Annotated in this window: 18 protein-coding genes; 13 read left to right on the top strand and 5 right to left on the bottom strand. The window is 44.9% G+C overall.

Annotation, left to right across the window (positions count from 1 at the left end; genetic code table 11):
* The first annotated feature begins 35 nt into the window (after positions 1-35).
* From FKX85_RS06115 to FKX85_RS06140, 6 genes are all read left to right on the top strand, one after another.
* A complete protein-coding gene (locus FKX85_RS06115; RefSeq protein WP_141613884.1) occupies positions 36-500 on the top strand; it encodes an SRPBCC domain-containing protein in 465 nt (154 codons plus the stop codon).
* A 464-nt stretch (positions 501-964) separates the two neighbouring features.
* The gene (locus FKX85_RS06120; protein WP_141613885.1) at positions 965-1,360 is read left to right on the top strand and encodes a DoxX family protein; all 396 of its coding nucleotides are present in this window, start codon (positions 965-967) and stop codon (positions 1,358-1,360) included.
* A 9-nt stretch (positions 1,361-1,369) separates the two neighbouring features.
* The gene (locus FKX85_RS06125; protein WP_141613886.1) at positions 1,370-1,732 is read left to right on the top strand and encodes an iron chaperone; all 363 of its coding nucleotides are present in this window, start codon (positions 1,370-1,372) and stop codon (positions 1,730-1,732) included.
* Positions 1,732-2,328 carry a YdeI/OmpD-associated family protein gene (locus FKX85_RS06130; protein WP_141613887.1) on the top strand — a complete coding sequence of 199 codons (597 nt, stop codon included), beginning with the start codon at positions 1,732-1,734 and terminating at the stop codon, positions 2,326-2,328. Before FKX85_RS06125 ends, FKX85_RS06130 begins: the two co-directional genes overlap by 1 nt.
* 27 nt (positions 2,329-2,355) lie before the next feature.
* On the top strand, positions 2,356-2,919 hold the full coding sequence (locus FKX85_RS06135; protein ID WP_141613888.1) for a DUF4256 domain-containing protein: 564 nt from the start codon (positions 2,356-2,358) through the stop codon (positions 2,917-2,919).
* A 108-nt stretch (positions 2,920-3,027) separates the two neighbouring features.
* Positions 3,028-4,488 carry an amidohydrolase family protein gene (locus tag FKX85_RS06140; RefSeq protein WP_168196221.1) on the top strand — a complete coding sequence of 487 codons (1,461 nt, stop codon included), beginning with the start codon at positions 3,028-3,030 and terminating at the stop codon, positions 4,486-4,488.
* Here FKX85_RS06140 and ccsA read toward each other — a convergent pair.
* The 5 genes from ccsA to FKX85_RS06165 form a co-directional block, all read right to left on the bottom strand.
* The gene (gene ccsA, locus FKX85_RS06145; protein ID WP_317130671.1) at positions 4,485-7,559 is read right to left on the bottom strand and encodes a cytochrome c biogenesis protein CcsA; all 3,075 of its coding nucleotides are present in this window, start codon (positions 7,557-7,559) and stop codon (positions 4,485-4,487) included. The genes FKX85_RS06140 and ccsA overlap by 4 nt on opposite strands.
* Positions 7,560-7,667: 108 nt before the next feature.
* Entirely contained in the window at positions 7,668-9,161 is a 1,494-nt protein-coding gene (gene nrfA / locus FKX85_RS06150) for an ammonia-forming cytochrome c nitrite reductase (RefSeq protein ID WP_141613891.1), read from the bottom strand.
* A gap of 4 nt (positions 9,162-9,165) precedes the next feature.
* Positions 9,166-9,816, bottom strand: coding sequence for a cytochrome c nitrite reductase small subunit (nrfH, locus tag FKX85_RS06155; protein ID WP_141613892.1), 651 nt, complete (start codon positions 9,814-9,816; stop codon positions 9,166-9,168).
* Positions 9,817-10,131: 315 nt separating this feature from the next.
* A complete protein-coding gene (locus tag FKX85_RS06160; protein WP_141613893.1) occupies positions 10,132-11,214 on the bottom strand; it encodes a BamA/TamA family outer membrane protein in 1,083 nt (360 codons plus the stop codon).
* A 78-nt stretch (positions 11,215-11,292) separates the two neighbouring features.
* Positions 11,293-13,812, bottom strand: coding sequence for a PemB family protein (locus tag FKX85_RS06165; RefSeq protein WP_141613894.1), 2,520 nt, complete (start codon positions 13,810-13,812; stop codon positions 11,293-11,295).
* A 61-nt stretch (positions 13,813-13,873) separates the two neighbouring features.
* On the opposite strand from FKX85_RS06165, the gene FKX85_RS06170 reads away from it, so the two are divergent.
* The 7 genes from FKX85_RS06170 (at position 13,874) to FKX85_RS06200 (ending at position 21,186) form a co-directional block, all read left to right on the top strand.
* On the top strand, positions 13,874-15,631 hold the full coding sequence (locus FKX85_RS06170) for a MutS-related protein (protein ID WP_141613895.1): 1,758 nt from the start codon (positions 13,874-13,876) through the stop codon (positions 15,629-15,631).
* A gap of 83 nt (positions 15,632-15,714) precedes the next feature.
* On the top strand, positions 15,715-15,867 hold the full coding sequence (locus FKX85_RS06175; RefSeq protein ID WP_141613896.1) for a lmo0937 family membrane protein: 153 nt from the start codon (positions 15,715-15,717) through the stop codon (positions 15,865-15,867).
* 180 nt (positions 15,868-16,047) lie between these two features.
* On the top strand, positions 16,048-17,187 hold the full coding sequence (locus FKX85_RS06180) for a 5-(carboxyamino)imidazole ribonucleotide synthase (RefSeq protein WP_141613897.1): 1,140 nt from the start codon (positions 16,048-16,050) through the stop codon (positions 17,185-17,187).
* Between the two features lie 3 nt (positions 17,188-17,190).
* Entirely contained in the window at positions 17,191-17,706 is a 516-nt protein-coding gene (gene purE, locus FKX85_RS06185) for a 5-(carboxyamino)imidazole ribonucleotide mutase (protein ID WP_141613898.1), read from the top strand.
* A 277-nt stretch (positions 17,707-17,983) separates the two neighbouring features.
* Positions 17,984-18,781, top strand: coding sequence for a LuxR C-terminal-related transcriptional regulator (locus FKX85_RS06190; protein WP_229239784.1), 798 nt, complete (start codon positions 17,984-17,986; stop codon positions 18,779-18,781).
* A 119-nt stretch (positions 18,782-18,900) separates the two neighbouring features.
* Entirely contained in the window at positions 18,901-19,587 is a 687-nt protein-coding gene (locus FKX85_RS06195; protein ID WP_141613900.1) for an ion channel, read from the top strand.
* Between the two features lie 501 nt (positions 19,588-20,088).
* A complete protein-coding gene (locus FKX85_RS06200) occupies positions 20,089-21,186 on the top strand; it encodes a sensor histidine kinase (protein WP_229239785.1) in 1,098 nt (365 codons plus the stop codon).
* Positions 21,187-21,217: the final 31 nt, after the last annotated feature.

The following is a 21,217-nucleotide window of genomic DNA, read 5'->3' on the forward strand; positions in this document are numbered from 1 at the left end:
AGGACTAATCATAAAACTTAACGACTAAACTTACCATGGAACTCAAGACAAAAGTACATGCAGAAGATGGCAAGCAGGAAATTCTTATTACACGGGAATTTGACCTTCCACTGGACTTGCTTTTCAAGGCATACATGGAACCGGAAATCGTGGAACAATGGATGGGCACCAAAGTGCTAAAGCTCGAAAACAAAACGCACGGCAGCTACCATTTTGAGACGACAGATCCAAAAGGTAACAAGCACGGCTTTCATGGAACGGTCCATGATGTTGTTATGAATAAAAAGATCACGCGAACCTTTGAGATGGAGAATGCGGATTTTGGCGCTCAGCTGGAGTTTTTGGAGTTTGAATCACTTAATGAGGATACCAGCAAACTCAGCATGCATGTCATCTATCGCTCGGTGGCCATCAGGGATCAAATCCTCCAGCTCCCCTTTGTCCAAGGTATCAATATGGCGCACGATCGATTGGAAGAAATTCAAAAAAGTATCAAGTAATGAGATATGAGACCTGAGCATAACGTCCCCGAAAGTATCGAGGCAGGCTATTGCGAACGCATAGCAACGGAGTGAAGCAATCTCCTTCTCTTTAGACGAGACTGCCTCGTTCCCGATAGCCTCCGGGACAAGCTGTTCCTCCAGGCCTGGAGCAGGCAATTCGTCAAGCTTGGTCACAGCTCTCGTTATAGCAAAAAGGAGCAAAAATCCGGAGGAGTTTGAAAGGAATTGGTTTAAAATTCCATCCGGGGAAAGACCAATTATTACGATGTTTGACAATGAAATCTAATAATTAATCCGGTCAACTATAATCAGGGAAGTACACTCGCATGGAGTCGGGAGACTCAGTCTTCGTGCTCCTGCGTCAGAGACGGCGGGACAACGCTAAGACGTGGTTGTGGTTCTCTGCCCCGGTACTAAGAAATATTGAGTCCCTGACAAAAAAATATAAGGATAAAATAAGCATGAAAAAGCGTAATAAGATTATCTATTGGATTGCCACCGTTTGGTTGGCATTGGGGATGGTGTCGACAGGCATTGTCCAGTTGATACAGATGGAAGAGGAGGTGCAGATGATGGGCCATTTGGGCTATCCTGTGTATTTGCTTACTTTATTGGGAGTATGGAAAATACTGGGCACAGTGGCCGTTTTAGTCCCTAAATTCCCATTGGTGAAAGAATGGGCATATGCGGGCTTTTTCTTTGTGATGTCGGGTGCGGTGTGTTCGCACCTTGCCGTTGGTGACGAACCTATAACACTGTTTGGACCACTACTCTTGATCGTATTAACGGTTATTTCCTGGTATTTTAGGCCAGCGGAAAGAAAGGCCGAAAAAGTTTTTGGTGAACCGATGAAATAAAATATAGGCATGGAAAAGGTAAAAAATGTAGCGGCTTATATCGCGAATGCGCTCGATGAGGCAAAGCCGATCATGGAGGAGCTCAGGAAGATCATCACAGACACTGTTCCCCAGGCGGATGAAGGAATCAGCTGGAATGTACCCATATACAAATACCATGGAATATTGGTGGGATTTGATGTGGCCAAGTACCATGTAAGCTTCGGGGTGGATTCCCTACAGGAAGAGGATCGAAAAATCCTTAAAGAAAAGGGTTACAAAACTGGCAAAAAGACGATACAGATTAAGTTTGACCAAGAGGTGCCTTCAGAAGTAATAAAGAAGCTTATTCTCGCTCAAGCAGAAATTAATGAACTAAATAGCAAGGGCTGATGAACCCAAAAGTTGATTCTTTCTTTGAGAAAGACAGTAGATGGCAGGAAGAATATCGCCTAATGCGGAAGCTGATGATGGAATGTGGGCTGACCGAGGAACTCAAATGGGGAGTGCCCTGCTATACTTATCCATCAGGAAGAACAGGCAAGCCCGCTAATGTGGTATTGATCCATGGATTTAAAGATTACTGTGCCCTGCTGTTTCATAAGGGAGCCTTGCTTAAGGATACCGAAGGTCTGCTGATCCAGCAGACAGAGAATGTACAGGCGGCCAGACAGGTCCGGTTTACCAATGTTGTGGAAATCCTGGACCGTCGATCAGTATTGAAAGCATATATCTACGAAGCCATCGAGGTAGAAAAGGCAGGTTTGGAGGTGAAGCTCAAGAAAACCAAAGAGTTTGACATGTCCGATGAGTTTAAGGAATATTTGGATGGGAGCCCGGAGTTAAAGACGGCCTTTGAGAAGCTTACGCCGGGGAGGCAGCGAGGTTACTTACTCCATTTTTCCCAGCCCAAGCAGCCTAAGACCAAAGTATCCCGAATTGAGAAAGCCATACCAAGGATCTTTGAAGGCTTGGGGTTAAATGACTAAGATGGAATACTCCACAAATTATAAAATATGAGCACTAACAGAAAGTTAGAAACAGAAGAAGCAAAGGCGTTTTTGGAAATCCTAAAGGACCGTTTTGAGCAAAATCCATCACGACACAAAGGGTTGAAGTGGGGGCCAATAGAGGCCAAATTGGAAGCGAAGCCCCTAAAGATTTGGGCCATTTCCCAGATGGAGGAAACAGGTGGGGAGCCTGATGTGATTGGCCATGATACGGAAACGGATCAATATGTTTTTTGCGATTGCTCAGTAGAAAGCCCAAAAGGGAGAAGGAGTCTTTGCTATGATCATGAGGCTTTAATGGCACGAAAGAAGTATCCGCCATCAAACAGTGTGCTGGAAGTGGCTGCTGACATGGGCATCGAATTACTGGATGAAGCCCAATATCGCTCACTGCAGGAGCTGGGTGCATTTGACCTTAAAACATCCAGCTGGATACAGACGCCCACCTCCATACGTGAGCTAGGCGGAGCACTGTTTTGTGACCGCCGCTACGATACTGTTTTTCTCTACCATAATGGAGCTGATTCTTATTATGGAGCACGTGGATTTAGAGGCTTGGTACGCGTATAAGGTTTTCTGGAAGTTAAAAAGGGTGGATTATACTTATTTTAGCGTTCTGATCAGTATGTTTGGGGAGCCATGATTACAAGGCACATTGTTTTCAGTAAAAACCATCCCATGAAACGCGTACTTTCCATCATCAGTTGTCTGATTGCCTTTTTCTCCTGCCAAGACGTGCAAAAATCCAAGATCAATATATCTGATCAGGCGCAGCTCCTGCACAATGGGAAAATCGTCAATGTAAAAGATGGCAACGTGCTGGAAAACCAGGCCATTTTGGTGGACAGTGCCAGGATAGTCACGATCTCAACTTATGGTGATCTCAGTGAGATGGTGCCTGCTGAAAGACAAATTGACGCGAAGGGAAAGTACATTATTCCTGGTCTATGGGATATGCACGTACATTTCGAGGGCGAGGATCTGGTGGAAGATAACCTTGCTCTTTTCCCGGTTTTTGTAGCTTATGGCATCACCACCGTCAGGGATATGGCCAGTGACCTTGGTGAGCAGGTGTTGCAGTGGCGTGAGGAAATAGCTGCTGACAAATTCCTGGGACCTCAGATTTTTACGGCCGGGAGGAAGTTGGAGGGTATCGACTCCTTCTGGAAAGGTGATCTGGAGATTGCCAATGAAGAAGAGCTACAGCAAATGCTGGATAAGCTGGAGGATTACGAAGTGGATATGGTAAAAGTGACAGAAAATGCCCTTTCGGGTGAACTCTTCCTGCAAAGTGTAAAACAGGCCCATGAAAGGGGTTTTTTGGTTTCAGCGCATGTGCCGTTGGATTTGAGTATGGAAGACTTGGCAGCTGCGGGGCTCTCCAGCATTGAGCATGCGAGTTATTTGCTGCGACTGGGCACTGACGAATACCGCATTGCACATGAAGTCGCCAATGGCAGAATGTCCCCATCCGAAGCCAATACCTATTATGCAGGGCATTTTGACCAGGACACGGCAATGCTGCATTACCAAAAGCTGGCCGACTCGGGCTTGGCCATTACGCCCACACTTATCGGTGGCAAGCAGTTGGCCTACTATGATGTGGATAACCATGCCGATGATGATTTTAGGAAATACCTTACCGATCGTTTTACTTCCAACTACCAATGGCGGATCGACCGTATCGCCGATTCCTCCCCCGAGCAGTGGCAAGCCCGAAAGGAGCGGTACCAGCAGATAGCAGCACAGCTTCCCTATCTCCAGCGGGCAGGGATGACGATTTTGGCAGGAAGTGATGCGGCAGCCTTGAATACGTTTGTGTACCCTGCCTTGTCATTGCACCAAGAGCTGGAGCTTTTTCAGGAGGCTGGCCTGAGTCCGCTACAGGTGCTACAGACTGCTACCATTAATGGCGCTGCATTTATGGGTAAATCCTCCACCATGGGAACTGTAGAAACGGGCAAACAGGCGGATTTGGTCTTATTGAACAGTAATCCACTGAAAGATGTAGGGGCTACCCAAGATATCTTTGCCGTGATGAATGATGGCCAATATTTTGATCGAAGGGCGCTGGATGCGCTGCTCGAACATGCTTCCCAAAGGAAAACTCAGCTGGATCAGGAGCGTTTGACACGTTAGACTTTAAGATAGGCTTTGATGGAAGCGGGGAAGTTTTTGTAACGTAACATGGCTCCGATGGAGATGGCCAGCAAAATGGCTACGCACCAGTACACCCATGACGGAATGGGCACAGGATCACCCTTGGCGTAGGAATGCAGGCCGGATAGGTAGTAGTTGACCCCAAAGGATGTCATGATGATGGAAGCAAATGCCCAGAGGCTGGCAAGCTGATAGACCATAAAGTTTTTTAGCCCTGGAATCAACCTCAAGTGAAGCACACTGGCATATACTAGAATGGAAATCAGCGCCCAAGTCTCCTTTGGATCCCAAGCCCAGTAGCGTCCCCAGCTTTCATTGGCCCAGACACCGCCCAGAAATGTGCCGATGGTGAGTAAAAACAGCCCGATGGTAATGGCCATTTCATTGACAATGGCCAGTTCCAATAAGCTCTTCCACCAATTGACAAGAGGTCTTTTGGGTGAGAAGATCAGTAGAATCATGCTGAGCAAAGCCATGACGGCAGCCAGTGCCAAAGGTGCATAGCTGCTCACAATAATGGCGACATGGATCTTAAGCCAGTAGGAGTGCAGCACGGGCATGAGGTTGGTGATCTCCGGATTGAGCCATTCCAGAAATGCCACGAAGAGCAAGGTGCCCGAAAATATCAGTCCGAGCGGGACCGTAAACCTGGACTTGCGTGAAAAGAGCAGCCCAAAAAGCAATACCCCCCAGCCCACAAACACCAGCATTTCAAACCCATCACTCCAGGGAGGATGCTGCGCTATGTACCAACGAAGGCCAAGATGAAACGTGAAGGCAAGCATGCCCAATCCGCTCAATACCATTCCTGCCCTCCAGAGCCATTTGGTCCACTTGTTTTCTGTAAATGTCTGCCAGATCGCTATTACCAGCATGAAAATCCCCAGCAACCAGAATACTCCAAAAAGCCGATTGCCAAGATTAAGTTTATTATAAAACCTTTCGGCCTGTAGCCGCCGGTCGGTGGGATAGACAGCTTCGCCAGCTTTGCGCTGATACAAGTCAATGTATTCGAGTGACTCATTGGCTTTTTGCCAATTATCAGTTTCCAGCCCTTGCTGTAGGCCCTGTAGATAAATGCCCGTAATATGTCGGACAAATTTAATATCCTCTTCCGGGAAGTTTTGGGTGGAATTTTCCCTTGTAAACCAGGTGTGGTTTTCATCCAGTCGGTTGGGGAAGAGTTTGAGGAAATCACCTGAGAGCAATCCAAAGAAAATATTAAATCGCTCGTCTACTTTGAGGAGTTCATTGTCGCCTTCGTTCCGCTCGGCAGGTTTGAGCAGATTGGCTTTTTCTACCATAGACTGCAATTTATACCGGCCTTCATCATCCACAAAATCCAAGAAACTCACTTTGCCTGAAGGGGGCAATTCCAACGTCTCATAGATATGAAGGCCTTTTTGCGCATCTATTTTGATGATCGGAAGACTTCCCATCATTTCTGGATACATCTGCATGGCCAGCAGAAATTGCTCCGGGCTTAGCATTAATTGTCCCTCATCCAGTGCGATGGAGGATTTGCCATTCAGTTTACGGATGATTTCATTGGCCAGGGTTCCCAAAGGTTTCATCCTGCCATCCAGGTCCTGGACGACCAATTGCCCATAGCGATTGGCCTGCATTTCTGGCACCACCCAAGCGGCCGTTTTGGACATTTCCTGAGCGATACTGGCACTACTTAGTAGGACCAGCATCAGGGTCGCAACGTTTTTGATTTTTTGGAGGTGCTTGTTAAGGTACTGAAAGCGGCTGTTGAGTGTAAAAAGGGTAAAGAACATCCCCAAGCCAAGCAAGAGGTAGCCGATATAGGTCAGCGTACTTCCCAGTTTGTCCTGATTGATGGAGAGTACTGTTCCCTGTTCATCCGTGTCGTAAGAGGCTTGGTAGAAGCGGTAACCACCATGGTCCAGCACATTGTTCATATAAATCCTAAAATCAAAGGATTGCTGTCCATCTTCTACGGTCACCTCACTGGCATAGCTGGAGGGGCTCTGGCTGCCGGGGTAGCGCTGCATCTCAAAATCTTTCAAGTACAGGGAAAAAGGCAGCTGCTGTGCTTTTGGTCCATAGGTAAACCGATAATTTTTGCCCTTATAGGAGACGAGGTTCCATGTTGGGTTGAGCTTTACCAGCTGTACGTGGTTTTTTTGGAGGACATTTCCGGTCTTGTCCAGCACTTCCAAAGCGACCACATCCGGAAGCTGATCGGCCAATTTCGGGTCTTTTTCTTCTACATAGGCCAATTGACTGTCTTCGTGAGTAGCTTTGATGAGGAAAGCGCCGTTTTCCCATTGATAGAGACTTCGGAGTTTAAGGGGCTTGGTTTCTCCTGCATGGATCACGCCTAGGTTCTGATTGCTCATCTGCATGACTTGGAGATGGACCTTGCTGCTGATCATCCAGCTGCTGTCATCTTTATATATTTTGATGGGGTGGGCCGCTTGTTTTTGCGTGGCCAGGTGGAGCTCTTTCATGGGGAGACTTTTGCCAATGGGCAAGATGACATCTTCTCGGCCGTCTCCCAGGGTGAGTGCAATATCCAGGTAATCCACTTCCCCTTTTTGAAATGCAGGGCGGCCGTGCGGAATAAAATCGCTGATCCGGATTTTCAGCCCATCACTATTGGGTAAGGCCACTTCCTGTGGATGGAATGTTTGACTGGTGAGTTTGATGGGTTTTTGGAAATGCTGAAGCTTGTTTTGATCGCTTTGTTGTACCTGTAAGTACTTTTCTGCTGTAAAATAGACATGTTGGGATTGCCCTTCCCGGATATGGATCGTGCCAGCATGGCTGAAATACCGGGTAATGCCCGCTGCAATGATGATTACTATAAAAGCCACATGGAAGAGGCCAATGGGCCATTTTTGACGGCTAAATAAGTGATACCTTTTGATATTGGCGATGAAGTTGATGGCGAGCAAGACCATGATCATCTCAAACCACCACGATTCGTAGATGACAGCCCAGGCCACTGCCGTGCCAAAGTCATTTTCCAGAAATGTGGCCACTGCCATGGCGATAGCAAAGGTAAGCAGTAAAAAAAGCATGAATTTGCTTGAAACCAGCAATTTTAACAACCGCATAGAAAAGGAATTATTTTCGTAATGGTGAAAAGGATATAGGCAACGAAGCGTGGATTGTGTACCAACTTACGGTTATTCATTGGAGATCATTTCTATTGTGTAGCCGGCCTCTCTTTTTTTACCTTCTTCGAGCCATTCGGGAATCACCTCTTGAAGAAACCGTGATTTGTCTGCCCGCTCCTTCTCCATGTCCAAGCCGATGTATGCTTGCAGGGCTTCGGTGTCATTAAAATCAGGCATCTCCACCGGTTTATTGTGTCCTAAGTCGGCCAAGAGCCTAGCCAGCTGGAGCCGTGCTTCCTCAATGATGGAAGTTCCAGAGGTTACGATGCTGCTGGTAGGCAGTGGGGCATGGAAGGCGGCTCCGTGAGAGGCCACGGCGTAATCCCATCGCCACTGGGCATGCCGGATCCCTTCTTGGATGGGCTGCATCTGCTGCTCGGTTGCGCCTAGTTCCCAAGCTTTACCGGCTTCGATATGGGCTTTGGCAATGAGTCTCATGAGTGTTTCGGAGCCTTTTTTGATGGTTCGCTGCCGGTCATAGACATCGGTAATGAGGTCTTCCTTCTTCTCCCGGTGGCAGACGAAGCAGGAGTTTTCCACATTGCTCAGCGGTGAGCCGATGTGGTGATCGGTGAATTTCTGGCCGCCCTCGGTCTTGTAGGGCATATGGCAATCGGCACAGGAAACGCCCCGTTTAGCATGCACACCGAGGGAAAAGAGTTCATAATCAGGGTGCTGGGCTTTCAGCATGCGGGTTTTGCTGATCGGGTGCACCCAGTCAGCGAAATCCAATTTGTCGTAATAGGCCTCGACGGATTCGACGTCCATGCCATCTTTCCAAGGGAAGGTCAGGTATTGGGCTCCTTTTTTATCCGGAGCGTCTTTAGCGAAATAATATTCCACGTGACATTGGGCACATACCAGACTTCGCATTTGCTGGTGACTGGCCGCATTGATGTCTTTGCCCATGGCTTCAAAAGCTTCCACGAGGGCCGGCCGTGTGATGGTCAGGTTCATGGTTTCGGGGTTGTGACAATCTGCACAGCCGATCGGGTTGATCATTTCTGCTCCTAAATCGGACCATTTTTTACTGTAAAATTCTGTCACGCCAATTTCTTTCATCAGTCGGGGCACATCAGGACTTTTGCAGGTCCAGCAAGTGCTGGGCATAGGGCCTTCCCCCGGTTCCAAAGGAGCTCCGGTTCGGAGTATCTGACGGATGTCCTCTACCGCATGGGCGTGTCCTTTGGGTTGGTTGTATTCCTTGCTGAAGGCATATCCTGCCCACAGGATCACGAGTTCTGGATCTTCTTCCAATACAGCGATATGTCCAGAAGTATTGTACATGCTACGAAAACTGGTGTCCTTGGTTTTTATGTATGACTGGTATTGCCTGGGGTAGTTTAGCCCCCAGATGGAATCTCGGGGTTCGATATTCCCAATTTCCACTTTTGGCTGATAGGCGTACTTGGCTTCGTTTTTTCTGTCCATGATGGAATAGGCCAACATGGCCAATAAGAAGACCACTACAGCCGTGATTAAAAAGAGAATCCAGTTTTTCATAGCCTTATTCGTTTGATTCGTGTTGATCGATTTGTTGTTGCATTGAGGATTTTAGCCAAGCAGGAATTACCTCCAGGTCTTTTGGAGCGTATTCTTTGATGGGCTCGATTTGATAGCCCACAGAAGAGAGGCTTTTTACCTTGCCATGGGGTACATCCCTGTGGCATTCCCAGCAAGTGCGGTCTGTGCGCATTTCTTGGTGATTTGTGATGGTGGCCGTCATTTTAGCGTCGGTGATCTGGTCTTGGTGGCATCGGATGCAGTTGCTTTGGATCACGGCCTGAGAAGGTGCCAAGGCCCTAATCACCTCAGGTTCCTTTCTTAGTGTAAAGATGGACGCGTGGTAAAGCCCGTCTTTGGCCTTGAAGAAGTACTTGTTGAAGACATTGTCATGGGGCACATGGCAATCATTACAATGGGCCACTTCCCGGTGGGAGCTGTGGGTCCAAGTGATGTATTGAGGTGTCATCAGGTGGCAATTGACGCAGGCTTGGGGATCATCCGAAAGGTAAGAGGCTGCATTGCTCAGCTTGAGTACATAGATTCCCAGCCCCACGATGGCAGCTACCAGCACAATGGCCGGTTTTCGCCAACGATGCGGTGGAATGAGCTTCCACCGAAACATGGTCCGTTTTGTGGTCTGCCAAAAACCCATGGTTCCTGTTTTATGTTAAAAAAAATAATCTTACCCGATGTGATCCGGTAGTTGACATAATAGCCTTATCAAGATAATAAAACTATACTGCAAATAGTAAAAGTTATTGGTAATAATTGGTTAGAATTTGGTAAAAAAGGGCAGATATGATATAAATCATATGATAATAATTATATATGACCCCGTTTTGCGTATGAAGATAATAGAAGTATTAAAGTGGCTTTCATGGCTATATACCAGGATTCCAAGCAACGGAAGGTGGGCCGCCTCTTGGCGATAGGAAAAGCAGATGTAATGGATGCAGATTAAGGGAATTTAAAAAGACTCTCCTATTCGGAAATAAACTCCCCAGTCGTCCTTGCCTACGGCCGCATCCAGACCGATGTTAAACTTGACGGTTTTGAAGGCGCGGTAACGGTAGCCTACGCCTGCGCCAGGATAGAGTTTCCAATTGAAGCTTTCGGTGTCCGAACCATAAATGGTAGCCATACCCGCGAAGCCAACCAAGCCCATTTTATGATTAAAATTATACCTGTACTCTCCCTGGAGTGCCATGAGCCCATCGCCACGGTATTTTCCCTGGGAATAGCCGCGGATATCTTTACCGCCAAGCGTCACTTGTTGTTCAAAGGCAATATCTCCCAAGCCAAATTTCCCAGCAAATCGAGCGGCAAAAACATCCCTGTCATCATGTACAGAAAAGTAATGGTTGTATTCTGATAGGATCTTATTGGCATCTATATCATTGCCCAGTCCCTCAGGATAAGTGATCCATCGTAACCGTGTCCTCCGGCCTTTCGTGGGATAGTAAACAGCATCCCTGGTGTCGAGGAGGAGGTTTATTTCGAGTCCGTTGGTTTTGGTGGTAGAAGGAGGTTGTACATCGTCTTCGTATTGGGTGTCATAGTGGGAGTAGGTGTAAGTCAGGCCACCATATAGCCTGTTGACAATTTCTCTTTGAATGCCCGCACTCACGATCGTGGTCTTGGTGCCATAATCGTAAAACCCTGGCGCATCGATATCATCCATGTAAAATTGTGAGTTGTTATCTCCGGTCAAAGCAAAAAAACTGGCCCTCCATGTATCTTCTTTAAAATACCATCTGTTAAATCCTGCCACAAAATAGGAATGGTTCGTGGTATAGATGGCCGATAGACCTGAAAGCGACTTTGGGGAGATGCTGTCGCTTGGGTCTAGCTTGTACATCATCATCGGGATGGCGCCAAACATCAGTTTCAAATTCCTGTTATAACTTAAAAAAGGCATCAAGGTGAAATCCATCTTTTTGATGCTGTCTTTCTCAGCGGGCTTGGAGGTCGATCCTCCCTGTCCGAAAAGTGGACCATAGCCAATCAGGATAAAAAATAGTAGAAGCAATAGGGGCAAGGATTTTTTCATAAAAAATCATTAATACATTTAAGATTGTCATTGACTAAATATAGGCAAAAATCACCATAAGAAGGATTTAATAGCTTCCTACTTCCATTCCAATTTTACCTCATTGATCATGGTGGGCGAGCCTCCGTTATATTCCAGCCCAAAACCACCATAAGGATCAGGGGATATATTGCTGGAAAGCTCCACTCGGTCTTTTACTTCTACTGGATAGTCAGCAGGATCGTAGTCAGCACCGCTGGATAGCGTGGCACAGAGGCAATTTTCTTTTACTGAAAGTGAGATGTAGACCGGAGCGCGAAAGCAACTCGTCGATACCGGTTCAGTAAGGGGCGTGACCTGATTATGATCATACCGTATCAGGAAACAGTCTACCGAGTTGGCAAATTTTGTGGTACGCATGATCCGGAGGCCATAGCCGGTTTTGGTTTTGGCGTCGTATTTGATCAGTACATCCATATAGAGAGGAGCTACGCTAAAGCCTTGGCCAGCCGTTTTATGGGGTGAAACGACCATATTGAGCACCATATCCGCTTCCATTTTCATTGGGGGCGTGTAGCTCATCGAGCCCGTTCTGGCGGATTGCAGCAGGCCCACCATCCCATCTGATCCACCAGTTCCTTTACCATAGATCCAAGCATCAGCGGGCTGAAAGGACGGACGGTAGGCAGAAGATTGCAAGGTGTCAAAGGTCCAATGACCAGGGATTATCTCAGGCTGGTTCGCTACTGCCAATGTACTGAAGTCTGTTTCTAATCGGTGGCTATCTGTTTTTACATCCGCTGCTTCGATGGGTGTTTTCAGTGAATACCTTTCTTCTGGCCCTGCATCACTTCGAAGATGTTTGGGGGCGATACCCACCGTGATGTACCTACCAATGTCACTTGCCGAAAGTTGATATTGCCGAAGCGGTTTGCCCTCCCTGGAGACGGCGATTTTGATGGCTTGCGTTCCATTTGGATCGATGCTGCGGTACCACGAAATTTCGGACTGATCGGTAAGTTTCCCTTCCTTAAGCGAATAATCCACGCTGAGGTAGCCATCTTTAGTGCGGTGAATTTTGGGAAGGTCGGAAAACCGGGGAGGAGGTAGTTGGGCTGGGAGGATTTCCAGTTCACAAGCGGCTTCCAGTCCAGCTTCGGTATGTGCCGTGAGTACCACCTTTTGGGCGGTATTGGTCATGTTGGTGGGAATGATCTCTACGCGGTTTCCATCTTCATAGGGTGTGATGGCCACCAAGGCCTTGTCTTCTTCGGGGATTTGCCACTGAACAGGTCGCGTTGCTGCTGGATAGTTCCCGAATCTGAAAAATGATGTTTCGAGCCAAGCGGTATCCTTTTTCGTCTCTAGCTGGTTGGTGGGTGGACTTATCCTTAGCTGCACGGGAATGTCGGTAAAGTCCTCCATTTGGGAAGATGCAGCAGCTTTTACGCTTTCCTTGATCCCCTCGGGATCCCAGTTGTCATCTCCTTTGAGGAGATTGTAAGTATTATAAAGGGTGTCGTCGCTTATTTCAATCCGGTAAGCATTCAGTAAAGGTTTGTCGGCAAGTATAACGGTGTTTTCGGGGTTGTTGCTGCTGATCGTTATCGGTTTATTGTTTACTTCGACATTGTGCTGGTAGTTTTTCATGGAAGCAGGGGGCTCATCCCTCCAGCTGAGGGCGGTCATTTTGGGGCCTTTAAATCGCGTATCAATGACGGCTATTTGGCCATTGGCTTTGGTAAAATACTGCTCACCACCCGTAAAAGATCGGATGTCACAGTTTAAAAATACCGCACCTGTTCCGGTGGTATGGTAAAAAGGCTTGGAGCTGTAAAAATCCAAGGAGCTGTTTTTGTAAACGGCAGTACCACAGAGGGCGTCATCAGTGGATTCGAAGTGACATTGATCAAAGAACACTCTTTTTCCTCCCACGAAGGGACAAAGGTTCAGGCGACTGATAAAATGAGTGTTGCGGGCCACGATCTTGTCTCCATTACAGTGGATCAGCTGGGCTTGGACAATGGCATCAGCGCGACGTGTTCTATTGAGAGCTGGTTTTAAGGGGAATTCCAGGTCGACATTGCAATAATTGCCAAAGGTGATGTTTTCGGCCGAAGTCCCTTGGCCGTCAAAACGGAACATGGTAAAGTTGCCTTTAGCACCCAGTGTTTGTCCACGGTTACAGGCCAAAATAACATTTCCAGGATGCTTGTTCAGCCCAAAAAACCGAAGCCATTCACATTTGATTTCCATACCATAAGGGACGGGACGGCCATCTTGCGGCACCCTAATCTCAGGATCATCAGGATCATCTATCCAATACACATATGGAGCGATATAAAGTACCATGGGGGAATTTTCGCTGCCATCTTTAACTTCTGCCGCAGCGTCTTGGATGGAATTGAACACAAATGGCCATTTACCTGCTTCTTCATCACTGAGCTGGCCGTCCACAAAGAAGGCTTTTGGTCCCAGCACAATGCGCTCATGTTGGTAAATGATATGGTCTCCGCCGAAAGTGACAGGGTCAGTGAAATCCAAAGGAGCATAAGCTTTTTGGGCCCAGCCCAATAGTGGTAAAAATAATAGCAGCCAAATGCACAAGTACTTTTTCATACTATGAAGATAAAAATTACCTACGAAGAAACCTGTTTTGGACTTTATATTATATTTGGGCATGAAACTAGATCTTCGCACCACCAATACTACTCAAGAGCTACGGACCTGCAAGCGGAAAATCGCCAGTTTGGCACTGTCAAGGATGATCTTGTTTTTGGGCATCGTAGCACTGACCATCATCGGTCTCACAGAAATCAGGTGGTTATTGCTTTTCTTTTTCCCCTTAGCGGGGCTTTTTATTTACCTGATATTGCTTTTTAACCTTCAAAAGGACCGTCAGGCATTTTTGCAGGCGATCGCCAATATGGAAAATGAACGGCAATTGAGAAAGGAAAGGAAACTGGCTGACTTTGATGGAGGGGAATCCTTTAAGGATAAAAAACATCCTTTTTCCAACGACTTGGACTTATTTGGAGAACATTCCCTTTTTCAACTGCTGAATCACACCATCGGTGATGGCGGTAAGAAGTTGCTGGCAAATTGGATGAAGGCACCGATCGATCCTGAAAAAGCGAAGAAACGATATTCTGCAATAAAAGAGTTGGCACTTCATACGGGTTTTATCAGGAATTTTGAGGCAACGGGAAAGGCATTTATCAAGGAGGAAAAATCGAAGAAACCTTTTTATGCTTGGCTTAAGACGCCAAGTGCCTGGAAGTCGTTTTATTGGTTTCCCCTCATTGGCGGGCCTCTTGGTGGGCTTGCTTTGTTGGGTGGATGGCTTTATTTGGGGTGGCCTTTAGCTTACCTTTTGATCTGGGTGTTAGCAGGGACAGCTTTGTTGGGGTTGATTTTTCGGCCGTTACTTGTAGCCTTTAAAAATATGCCCGATGAGGGAGATTTAAAAACCTACAGCATCTGGGCCAGGGAACTGGAACAGCTGGATTTTAAAGATGGGTATCTGAAAGAACTTCAATTGCCCATTTTGGAAGGAGAATACCGTGCTTCTGACGCACTAAGGTCCCTAGAGCAGCGCAGCTTTATGGTGCAGAACCGCGCCAATATGATGTATATGATCTTTGATTTACTCTTTTGGGTAGATTTTGGGGTGCTGTTTTCATTGGAACAGTGGAAAAAGAAACATGCCAGCAAAGTCGAACGGTGGGAAGATATTTTTCAGGAATTGCAGGTCTTGGTGTCACTGGCAGCCTTTACGCATGATGAAGGCTTAGAGTGTCCGGTGATATGGTCTGATAAAATGGTGTTAAAAGTCGCTGACCTAAAGCATCCATTATTGCCACAATCGGTATGTGTTGGGAATGATTTTGAGGTCTCAAGCGATCAGAAAACCATTCTACTGACCGGTTCCAACATGTCGGGTAAGACCACATTTATGCGTACTGTAGGGATCAATATGGTGTTGGCCAACCTTGGACTGAGTCCCTATGCCACCTCCTATGAAAGTGGCGCTTTTTGGCTGTTTACCAGTATGCGCAATACCGATAACCTCGGAGAAAGCGTCAGTTCCTTTTATGCAGAACTGGCCAGAATCAAAAGCCTTTTGGATCAAGCGGAAAAGCAGTATCCAGTGTTTTATCTCCTTGATGAAATCCTTAAAGGAACCAATACTACCGATCGTGTGATGGGCAGTGAGGCGCTGATCAGGCAGCTAGCCGAGAGTCACAGTAAGGGCATCATCAGTACCCATGATATCGAATTAGCTGAATTATCTGACAAAATCCCTGGTTTAGTTAATTATAGTTTTCATAGCGATATAAAAGACAATGAAATCCTCTTTGATTATAAAATAAAAAATGGACCCTGTCCTAGTTTTAACGCTCATAAATTAATGGAATTGATGGGGATTCGCTTTTAATAAATACAAATTTTAGGCGGGTTTGGCATAGCAATTGTTTATAAATACCTATAAACCAATTGTTTCACTAAACAACCATAGTTATGAGCTCTTTATTATATTTGATCGCATTGATTCTAATTATAGGATGGATATTTGGTGCCTTCGTTTACAGTGTCGGAGGATTAATACATATTTTACTGGTACTTGCCGTTATTGCTATTTTGTTCCGACTAATTGGTGGTAGGGCAGTTTAGCAACAACTAATAATAGTACCTAAGAAGTGCCAGTCTCATGGAGGTTGGCACTTTTTTTATTTTGTAGGGTTAAAGAATAAGTAAACCAAGGGGATTACTGGGACAAATTATGCGTTGAAGGTACGTGGTACGGAGAATTTGTTTTAATTTTGAGGCATTATTTCTAAAAAAAGTATAAAAGTGCAAGATAACTATCAGCAAAAGATACTAGGAATTATAGGTGGCGGTCAGCTGGGGAGAATGGTCATCCAATCCGCCATCAATTATAACATCGATATTCACATCCTAGATCCAGATGAAAATGCGCCCTGTAGACACATTTGTCATGATTTTAGTCATGGGAAATTGACAGACTATGATACGGTGTATGCATTTGGCAAGGGCTGTGATGTGATCACTATAGAGATTGAGAATGTAAATACCGAGGCATTGGAGCAGTTGGCAAAAGAGGGCAAGAAGGTCTTTCCCCAGCCTGAGATCATCCGATTGATCCAGGATAAGCGAGAGCAGAAGCAGTTTTATAAAGAAAACAATATTCCTACGGCTGATTTTATCCTGACCGATAGCAAAGCAGATGTATTGGCGAATGCGGATTTTTTACCGGCTGTCAATAAGCTGGGCAAGGAAGGCTATGATGGAAGAGGTGTCCAAGTGCTTAAATCCGAGGAGGACTTGGATAAGGCTTTCGAAGCCCCTGGTTTATTGGAGAAGTTGATCGATTTTGATAAGGAAATTGCCGTAATTGTTTCCAGGAATGAGCACGGGGAATTGGTGGCTTTTCCACCTGTAGAATGTGCCTTTCACCCCACCGCCAATTTGGTGGAGTTCTTATTTGCTCCTGCGCAGATATCTGATGAGATCGGTGAGGAAGCCATTAAAGTGGCCAAGGATGTCATTATCAAATTAGACATGATCGGGATCCTGGCGGTGGAGATGTTTGTGACCAAATCGGGGGAAATACTGGTCAATGAAATAGCACCAAGACCGCATAACAGTGGTCACCACACAATAGAAGCTAATTTCACTTCTCAGTTTGAGCAGCACCTAAGGGCCGTAATGGGAATGCCTCTGGGCAATACAGGACTTCGGATGCCAGCAGCCATGGTCAATCTTCTTGGTGAGGATGGGTTTACAGGTGATGCTGTGGTGGAAGGAATGGATGAGGCGATGAAGGAAAAAGGGATTTTCATCCACCTTTATGGCAAGAAAATCACCAAACCTTTCCGAAAAATGGGGCATGTGACTATTTTGGAAGAAAATGTGGAGGCTTTGAAAGCCAAAGCTCTTAAAGTCAAAGACAGCATAAAGATAAAAGCATAAATCATGAGCAAACAGGTAGGAATCATCATGGGGAGCAAGTCCGATCTTCCCATCATGTCAGAAGCAGCGAAGGCGCTGGAAGAATTAGGCGTAAATTATGAACTTACCATTGTCTCGGCCCACCGTACTCCGAGAAGAATGATCGACTATGCTGAAAGTGCACGCCAGCGCGGCATAAAAGTGATCATCGCCGGTGCAGGAGGAGCAGCACACCTTCCCGGAATGGTGGCCTCACTTACCTCTCTGCCTGTCATCGGTGTACCGATCAAATCTTCCAATAGCATCGATGGTTGGGACAGTATCCTTTCTATCCTGCAGATGCCTGCCGGTATCCCTGTGGCCACAGTCGCTTTAAATGGGGCAAAGAATGCAGGAATTCTGGCCGCCTCTATGGTAGGAGCTTATGATGCTAAGGTAGCCGAAAATATGGATAACTTTAAGAAAGAATTACGCGAAAAGGTAGAGGAGAATGCGCGTGATGTGGAATTGAAGGGGTGGAGAGATACCTTGGATGATTGATACACAAGGGGTTGTCTCCAGTGATTAATAAAAAAGCCATCCATTGGAATTATTCAATGGATGGCTTTTTTTGGTTTAATGCACAACCTTATGCTTTAAAAATATACTTTTTTGTCGAAAATGCTTTTTTAGATGTTATAATTTTTACAGTTTGGTTATGGAAAATGTTATCATTTGTGTTTGAAGTTGTTTTTTGTTCTGGAAGCATTAATATTAGAACTAAGGTTCTATTTTTAGAAAAAGGATAACTTTGCACTTTGATTCAGTGATTAAAGCTATGGAAAGAGGTATAAGTAATTTGATAGATTTGTGGAAGGAGGGATACTCGGAGCATATCAAGAGGTACCAGCCATATCAAGCGATGCAACAAATAAGGCATATTGCCTCACTGTTCAGTCCAGGAGATTTTTTCTACTTTATCTTAAATATGCATAACCTGGAGTTAGAGTACGTTCATCCCACGGTTAAAAATTTTATGAATGTCGACCCTGTTCACGTTACTATTCGTGAGCTGCTAAAATGTGTGGAGCCACAGGATCTGGAATCTGTCAAACGGAAGGAAATGGTGCTTCAGGATTTTCTGGAGAAATTTAAAGATCCATATGAGCTTCCTTTCTACAAAATTCTGTACATGTACAGGATGAAGGATCGATATGGCCGCTATCGCACAATGCTCCTTCAGGTCAATGTGCTTTCCGTGTCAGATACCGGAACCATAGAGCATATCCTCAGTGTCCACACGGATATTTCTTATCTTGGAGTCACTAAGAGTGATCACATTTCCTTTATCAGCCTCAATGGCCAAAAGTCATACTATAATGTGAATTGTGAAAAAGGGGGATTTGATGAGGCCCTTTTTGATATTCCTTTTGTTGGTTTTGGGTCGGATCTTACTAAAAGAGAACAGGAAATCATCTTTTATTTCTCAAAGGGTCTTGGTGCCAAGGAAATTGGTGAGGCTTTGAATATTTCAGAATATACCGTAAGGACACATCGGAAGAATATTTTAAAAAAGACCAAGCAAACCAATATGGCACAGTTGGTTTCATTGTGTGTCATGGAAGGGTTGATATAATAAGGTGTAGATGGTGAGTTTGAAAAGTATTTTATAATCGTGCAAATATCCATTAAACCGTAGCATATTATACAGGATGAGTTTTTAACCTTGCGCTGTAAGCCCAAAATATAATTCCAATGTTTCAGATAAAGAATTTGCCGTTCCTTTTAGAAAGGAAAAAGTACGAGGTCTTGATATTTGCCCTGATTGTACATTTGTATGCGGGGGTGTTTTTTGAAAATTTAAATCTGTATATCATTTACTTTTGGCCCTTAAGTATTTTATTTCTAGGTCTTTCCAGTGTAGGGGTCTTTAGGGAAAAAGGAAGATGGAAGATCATTACTAAAAATACCTTGTTGGTAGTGGTGATCATATTGCCAGTTTCGCATCCTTTTTTAAAGGATCATGTTTTATTTATGCAGGTCCTCAGCTTACTATATGTGTCTTTTTTTTCATTGATCTTTTGGGAAGTGATGAAATTTTTGATACGCCCTAGCTACGTCAATGCAGACATAATTTTTGCGGCTGGGTGCGGTTACTTTTTATTGGTGGAGATCAGTGTCTTTCTGCTGCAGTTTATGTATTATAACCACCCGGGATCGATCGCCAATGTAGATGCGAGCAAGTTGGCCAGTACCTATATTGACTTGGTCTACTTTGCCAGCGTAATTCAGACCTCTATCGGTTTTGGAGACATCACACCGAGTTTTCATACCACTAAGCTGGCTACATCTTTTTTGGGAGTTCTGAGCCAATTGTATAATGTGCTATTGGTCGGGATTCTGATCAGCAAGTTCTCCTCGAGAATCAATTCCAAAAGTTGATATTGATAACCTTTACCGGATCTGGGGAATGTTCTTACTGGTAGGCATGAACAATAATTGTTTAATTTATCGATTATGGCAACTTATTTTTACTACATTGAATAAGAGTGGCATTTCAAACACCCTAAATTACACCAATTGTTGATTGTGTTTGATTTTGAGCTGGTGTTTTTGTTATATTAGATAGAAGTCATTGGTTTTTGGTTGTTATTGAAAGCTGTTGCTTTTATTGAGAAGAGTGTTTAGATTTTGCATAATCACGGATTGGATTCAAAGCGGAAGAGCAGTTTTATATTTTGCCTTGCATGAATGGAAACCATCATTATAAATTTAAGAGAGATAAAGCGCACATTGCTATTTGTCATTTTAGTAATCATTTTCGCTTTGTTCGTTGACAGTTTAGTGGAGTGGAGATTGGGTAACCATCCAGTCCTGTATATTAAAAACCTTATCAATATTGCGATCATTCTTATAGCTGTTTTTTTTTATCGGCTTGGCCGAATGAAGCTAAAGTTTGTTTTGGGCATAGCGGTATATTCGATATTTTTAAATATCTATTTTTCGATTCCTATCCGGATGGAGATCGCTTCTTTTGTAATGGAAGCCTATTTTGTCAAAGTGGAACTGATTACGATCTTACTTATGCTAGTGGCGGGGATACTTATCCATCGCCACCATATGATGTTTATTTCGTTCGTTAACACCGCCTTTATTATCACTAGCATTGTACTCTTTCCAGGGGATTATCCGGTATTCAAGTATTTATTTTACTTCGTGTTGATAACTGGGACAGGTCTAACTGGCCATATGCTGAAAAAAACATTGACGAAATTGAGAGAGAATTTGGAATACGCCAATGCTGAAATAGCAAGGAATAACCAAAAGCTGGTTGAAATAAATGAGCAAAAAGACCAGCTGTTTCGGATTATAGGCCATGATATCAGGACGCCATTTAACCAGATCAGCATGATACTAAGTATAATGTCCAAGGATCTCGATAAGGCTAGCTTTGAAGAAATGAAAAATATCATGGAGACTGCCGTGGAGAATGGCAACCGTCTGCTCCATGACCTCATGACCTGGGCAAAAGCCCAGGCGACAGACTCCAGAGCGGTAAAGGAACAGGTCTCCCTATATCCAATCATTCAAAAGGAAGTCCACTTCTTTGAAGAACAGGCAAAAGGCAAGTCCATAAAAATCAATAATCAAATTATGGAGAATATAGAAATCATAGCGGATCCCAATATGACAGCCACGATCATGAGAAACTTTATTTCCAATGCCCTGAAATTTTCCCACCGCGATTCTTCAATCGATATTTTTATGGAAAATAATGAAGAATATAGCTGTATAGCTGTACGGGATCACGGTACAGGGATGAAGAAGGATAGATTGGAAAGGTTGAAATTTTCTGAGAAAAATGTGGTCTCCAATGAAGGCACAGAAAAGGAAGCAGGATCAGGTTTTGGTATCAGAATATGCCAAAAATTAGCCGAACATCAATGTGGAAGGGTAGAAATCACCAGTAAATGGGGGCAAGGAAGTACATTTAGCTTAATCCTGCCAAATGATCCAGTGTCGCAAGACTCCCAAAAGTGAGAACCCTGATGGAATAACTGCGTACACTTTT

The organism is Echinicola soli (assembly GCF_006575665.1).
Lineage (GTDB): Bacteria > Bacteroidota > Bacteroidia > Cytophagales > Cyclobacteriaceae > Echinicola > Echinicola soli.

What these genes read in the sequence shown, in the direction of transcription:
- FKX85_RS06115 (WP_141613884.1), top strand. Translation starts at nt 36, where the DNA reads ATGGAACTCAAGACAAAAGTACATGCAGAAGATGGCAAGCAGGAAATT.
- FKX85_RS06120 (WP_141613885.1), top strand. Translation starts at nt 965, where the DNA reads ATGAAAAAGCGTAATAAGATTATCTATTGGATTGCCACCGTTTGGTTG.
- FKX85_RS06125 (WP_141613886.1), top strand. Translation starts at nt 1,370, where the DNA reads ATGGAAAAGGTAAAAAATGTAGCGGCTTATATCGCGAATGCGCTCGAT.
- FKX85_RS06130 (WP_141613887.1), top strand. Translation starts at nt 1,732, where the DNA reads ATGAACCCAAAAGTTGATTCTTTCTTTGAGAAAGACAGTAGATGGCAG.
- FKX85_RS06135 (WP_141613888.1), top strand. Translation starts at nt 2,356, where the DNA reads ATGAGCACTAACAGAAAGTTAGAAACAGAAGAAGCAAAGGCGTTTTTG.
- FKX85_RS06140 (WP_168196221.1), top strand. Translation starts at nt 3,028, where the DNA reads ATGAAACGCGTACTTTCCATCATCAGTTGTCTGATTGCCTTTTTCTCC.
- ccsA (WP_317130671.1), bottom strand. Translation starts at nt 7,559, where the DNA reads ATGCTTTTTTTACTGCTTACCTTTGCTATCGCCATGGCAGTGGCCACA.
- nrfA (WP_141613891.1), bottom strand. Translation starts at nt 9,161, where the DNA reads ATGAAAAACTGGATTCTCTTTTTAATCACGGCTGTAGTGGTCTTCTTA.
- nrfH (WP_141613892.1), bottom strand. Translation starts at nt 9,816, where the DNA reads ATGGGTTTTTGGCAGACCACAAAACGGACCATGTTTCGGTGGAAGCTC.
- FKX85_RS06160 (WP_141613893.1), bottom strand. Translation starts at nt 11,214, where the DNA reads ATGAAAAAATCCTTGCCCCTATTGCTTCTACTATTTTTTATCCTGATT.
- FKX85_RS06165 (WP_141613894.1), bottom strand. Translation starts at nt 13,812, where the DNA reads ATGAAAAAGTACTTGTGCATTTGGCTGCTATTATTTTTACCACTATTG.
- FKX85_RS06170 (WP_141613895.1), top strand. Translation starts at nt 13,874, where the DNA reads ATGAAACTAGATCTTCGCACCACCAATACTACTCAAGAGCTACGGACC.
- FKX85_RS06175 (WP_141613896.1), top strand. Translation starts at nt 15,715, where the DNA reads ATGAGCTCTTTATTATATTTGATCGCATTGATTCTAATTATAGGATGG.
- purE (WP_141613898.1), top strand. Translation starts at nt 17,191, where the DNA reads ATGAGCAAACAGGTAGGAATCATCATGGGGAGCAAGTCCGATCTTCCC.
- FKX85_RS06190 (WP_229239784.1), top strand. Translation starts at nt 17,984, where the DNA reads ATGGAAAGAGGTATAAGTAATTTGATAGATTTGTGGAAGGAGGGATAC.
- FKX85_RS06195 (WP_141613900.1), top strand. Translation starts at nt 18,901, where the DNA reads ATGTTTCAGATAAAGAATTTGCCGTTCCTTTTAGAAAGGAAAAAGTAC.
- FKX85_RS06200 (WP_229239785.1), top strand. Translation starts at nt 20,089, where the DNA reads ATGAAGCTAAAGTTTGTTTTGGGCATAGCGGTATATTCGATATTTTTA.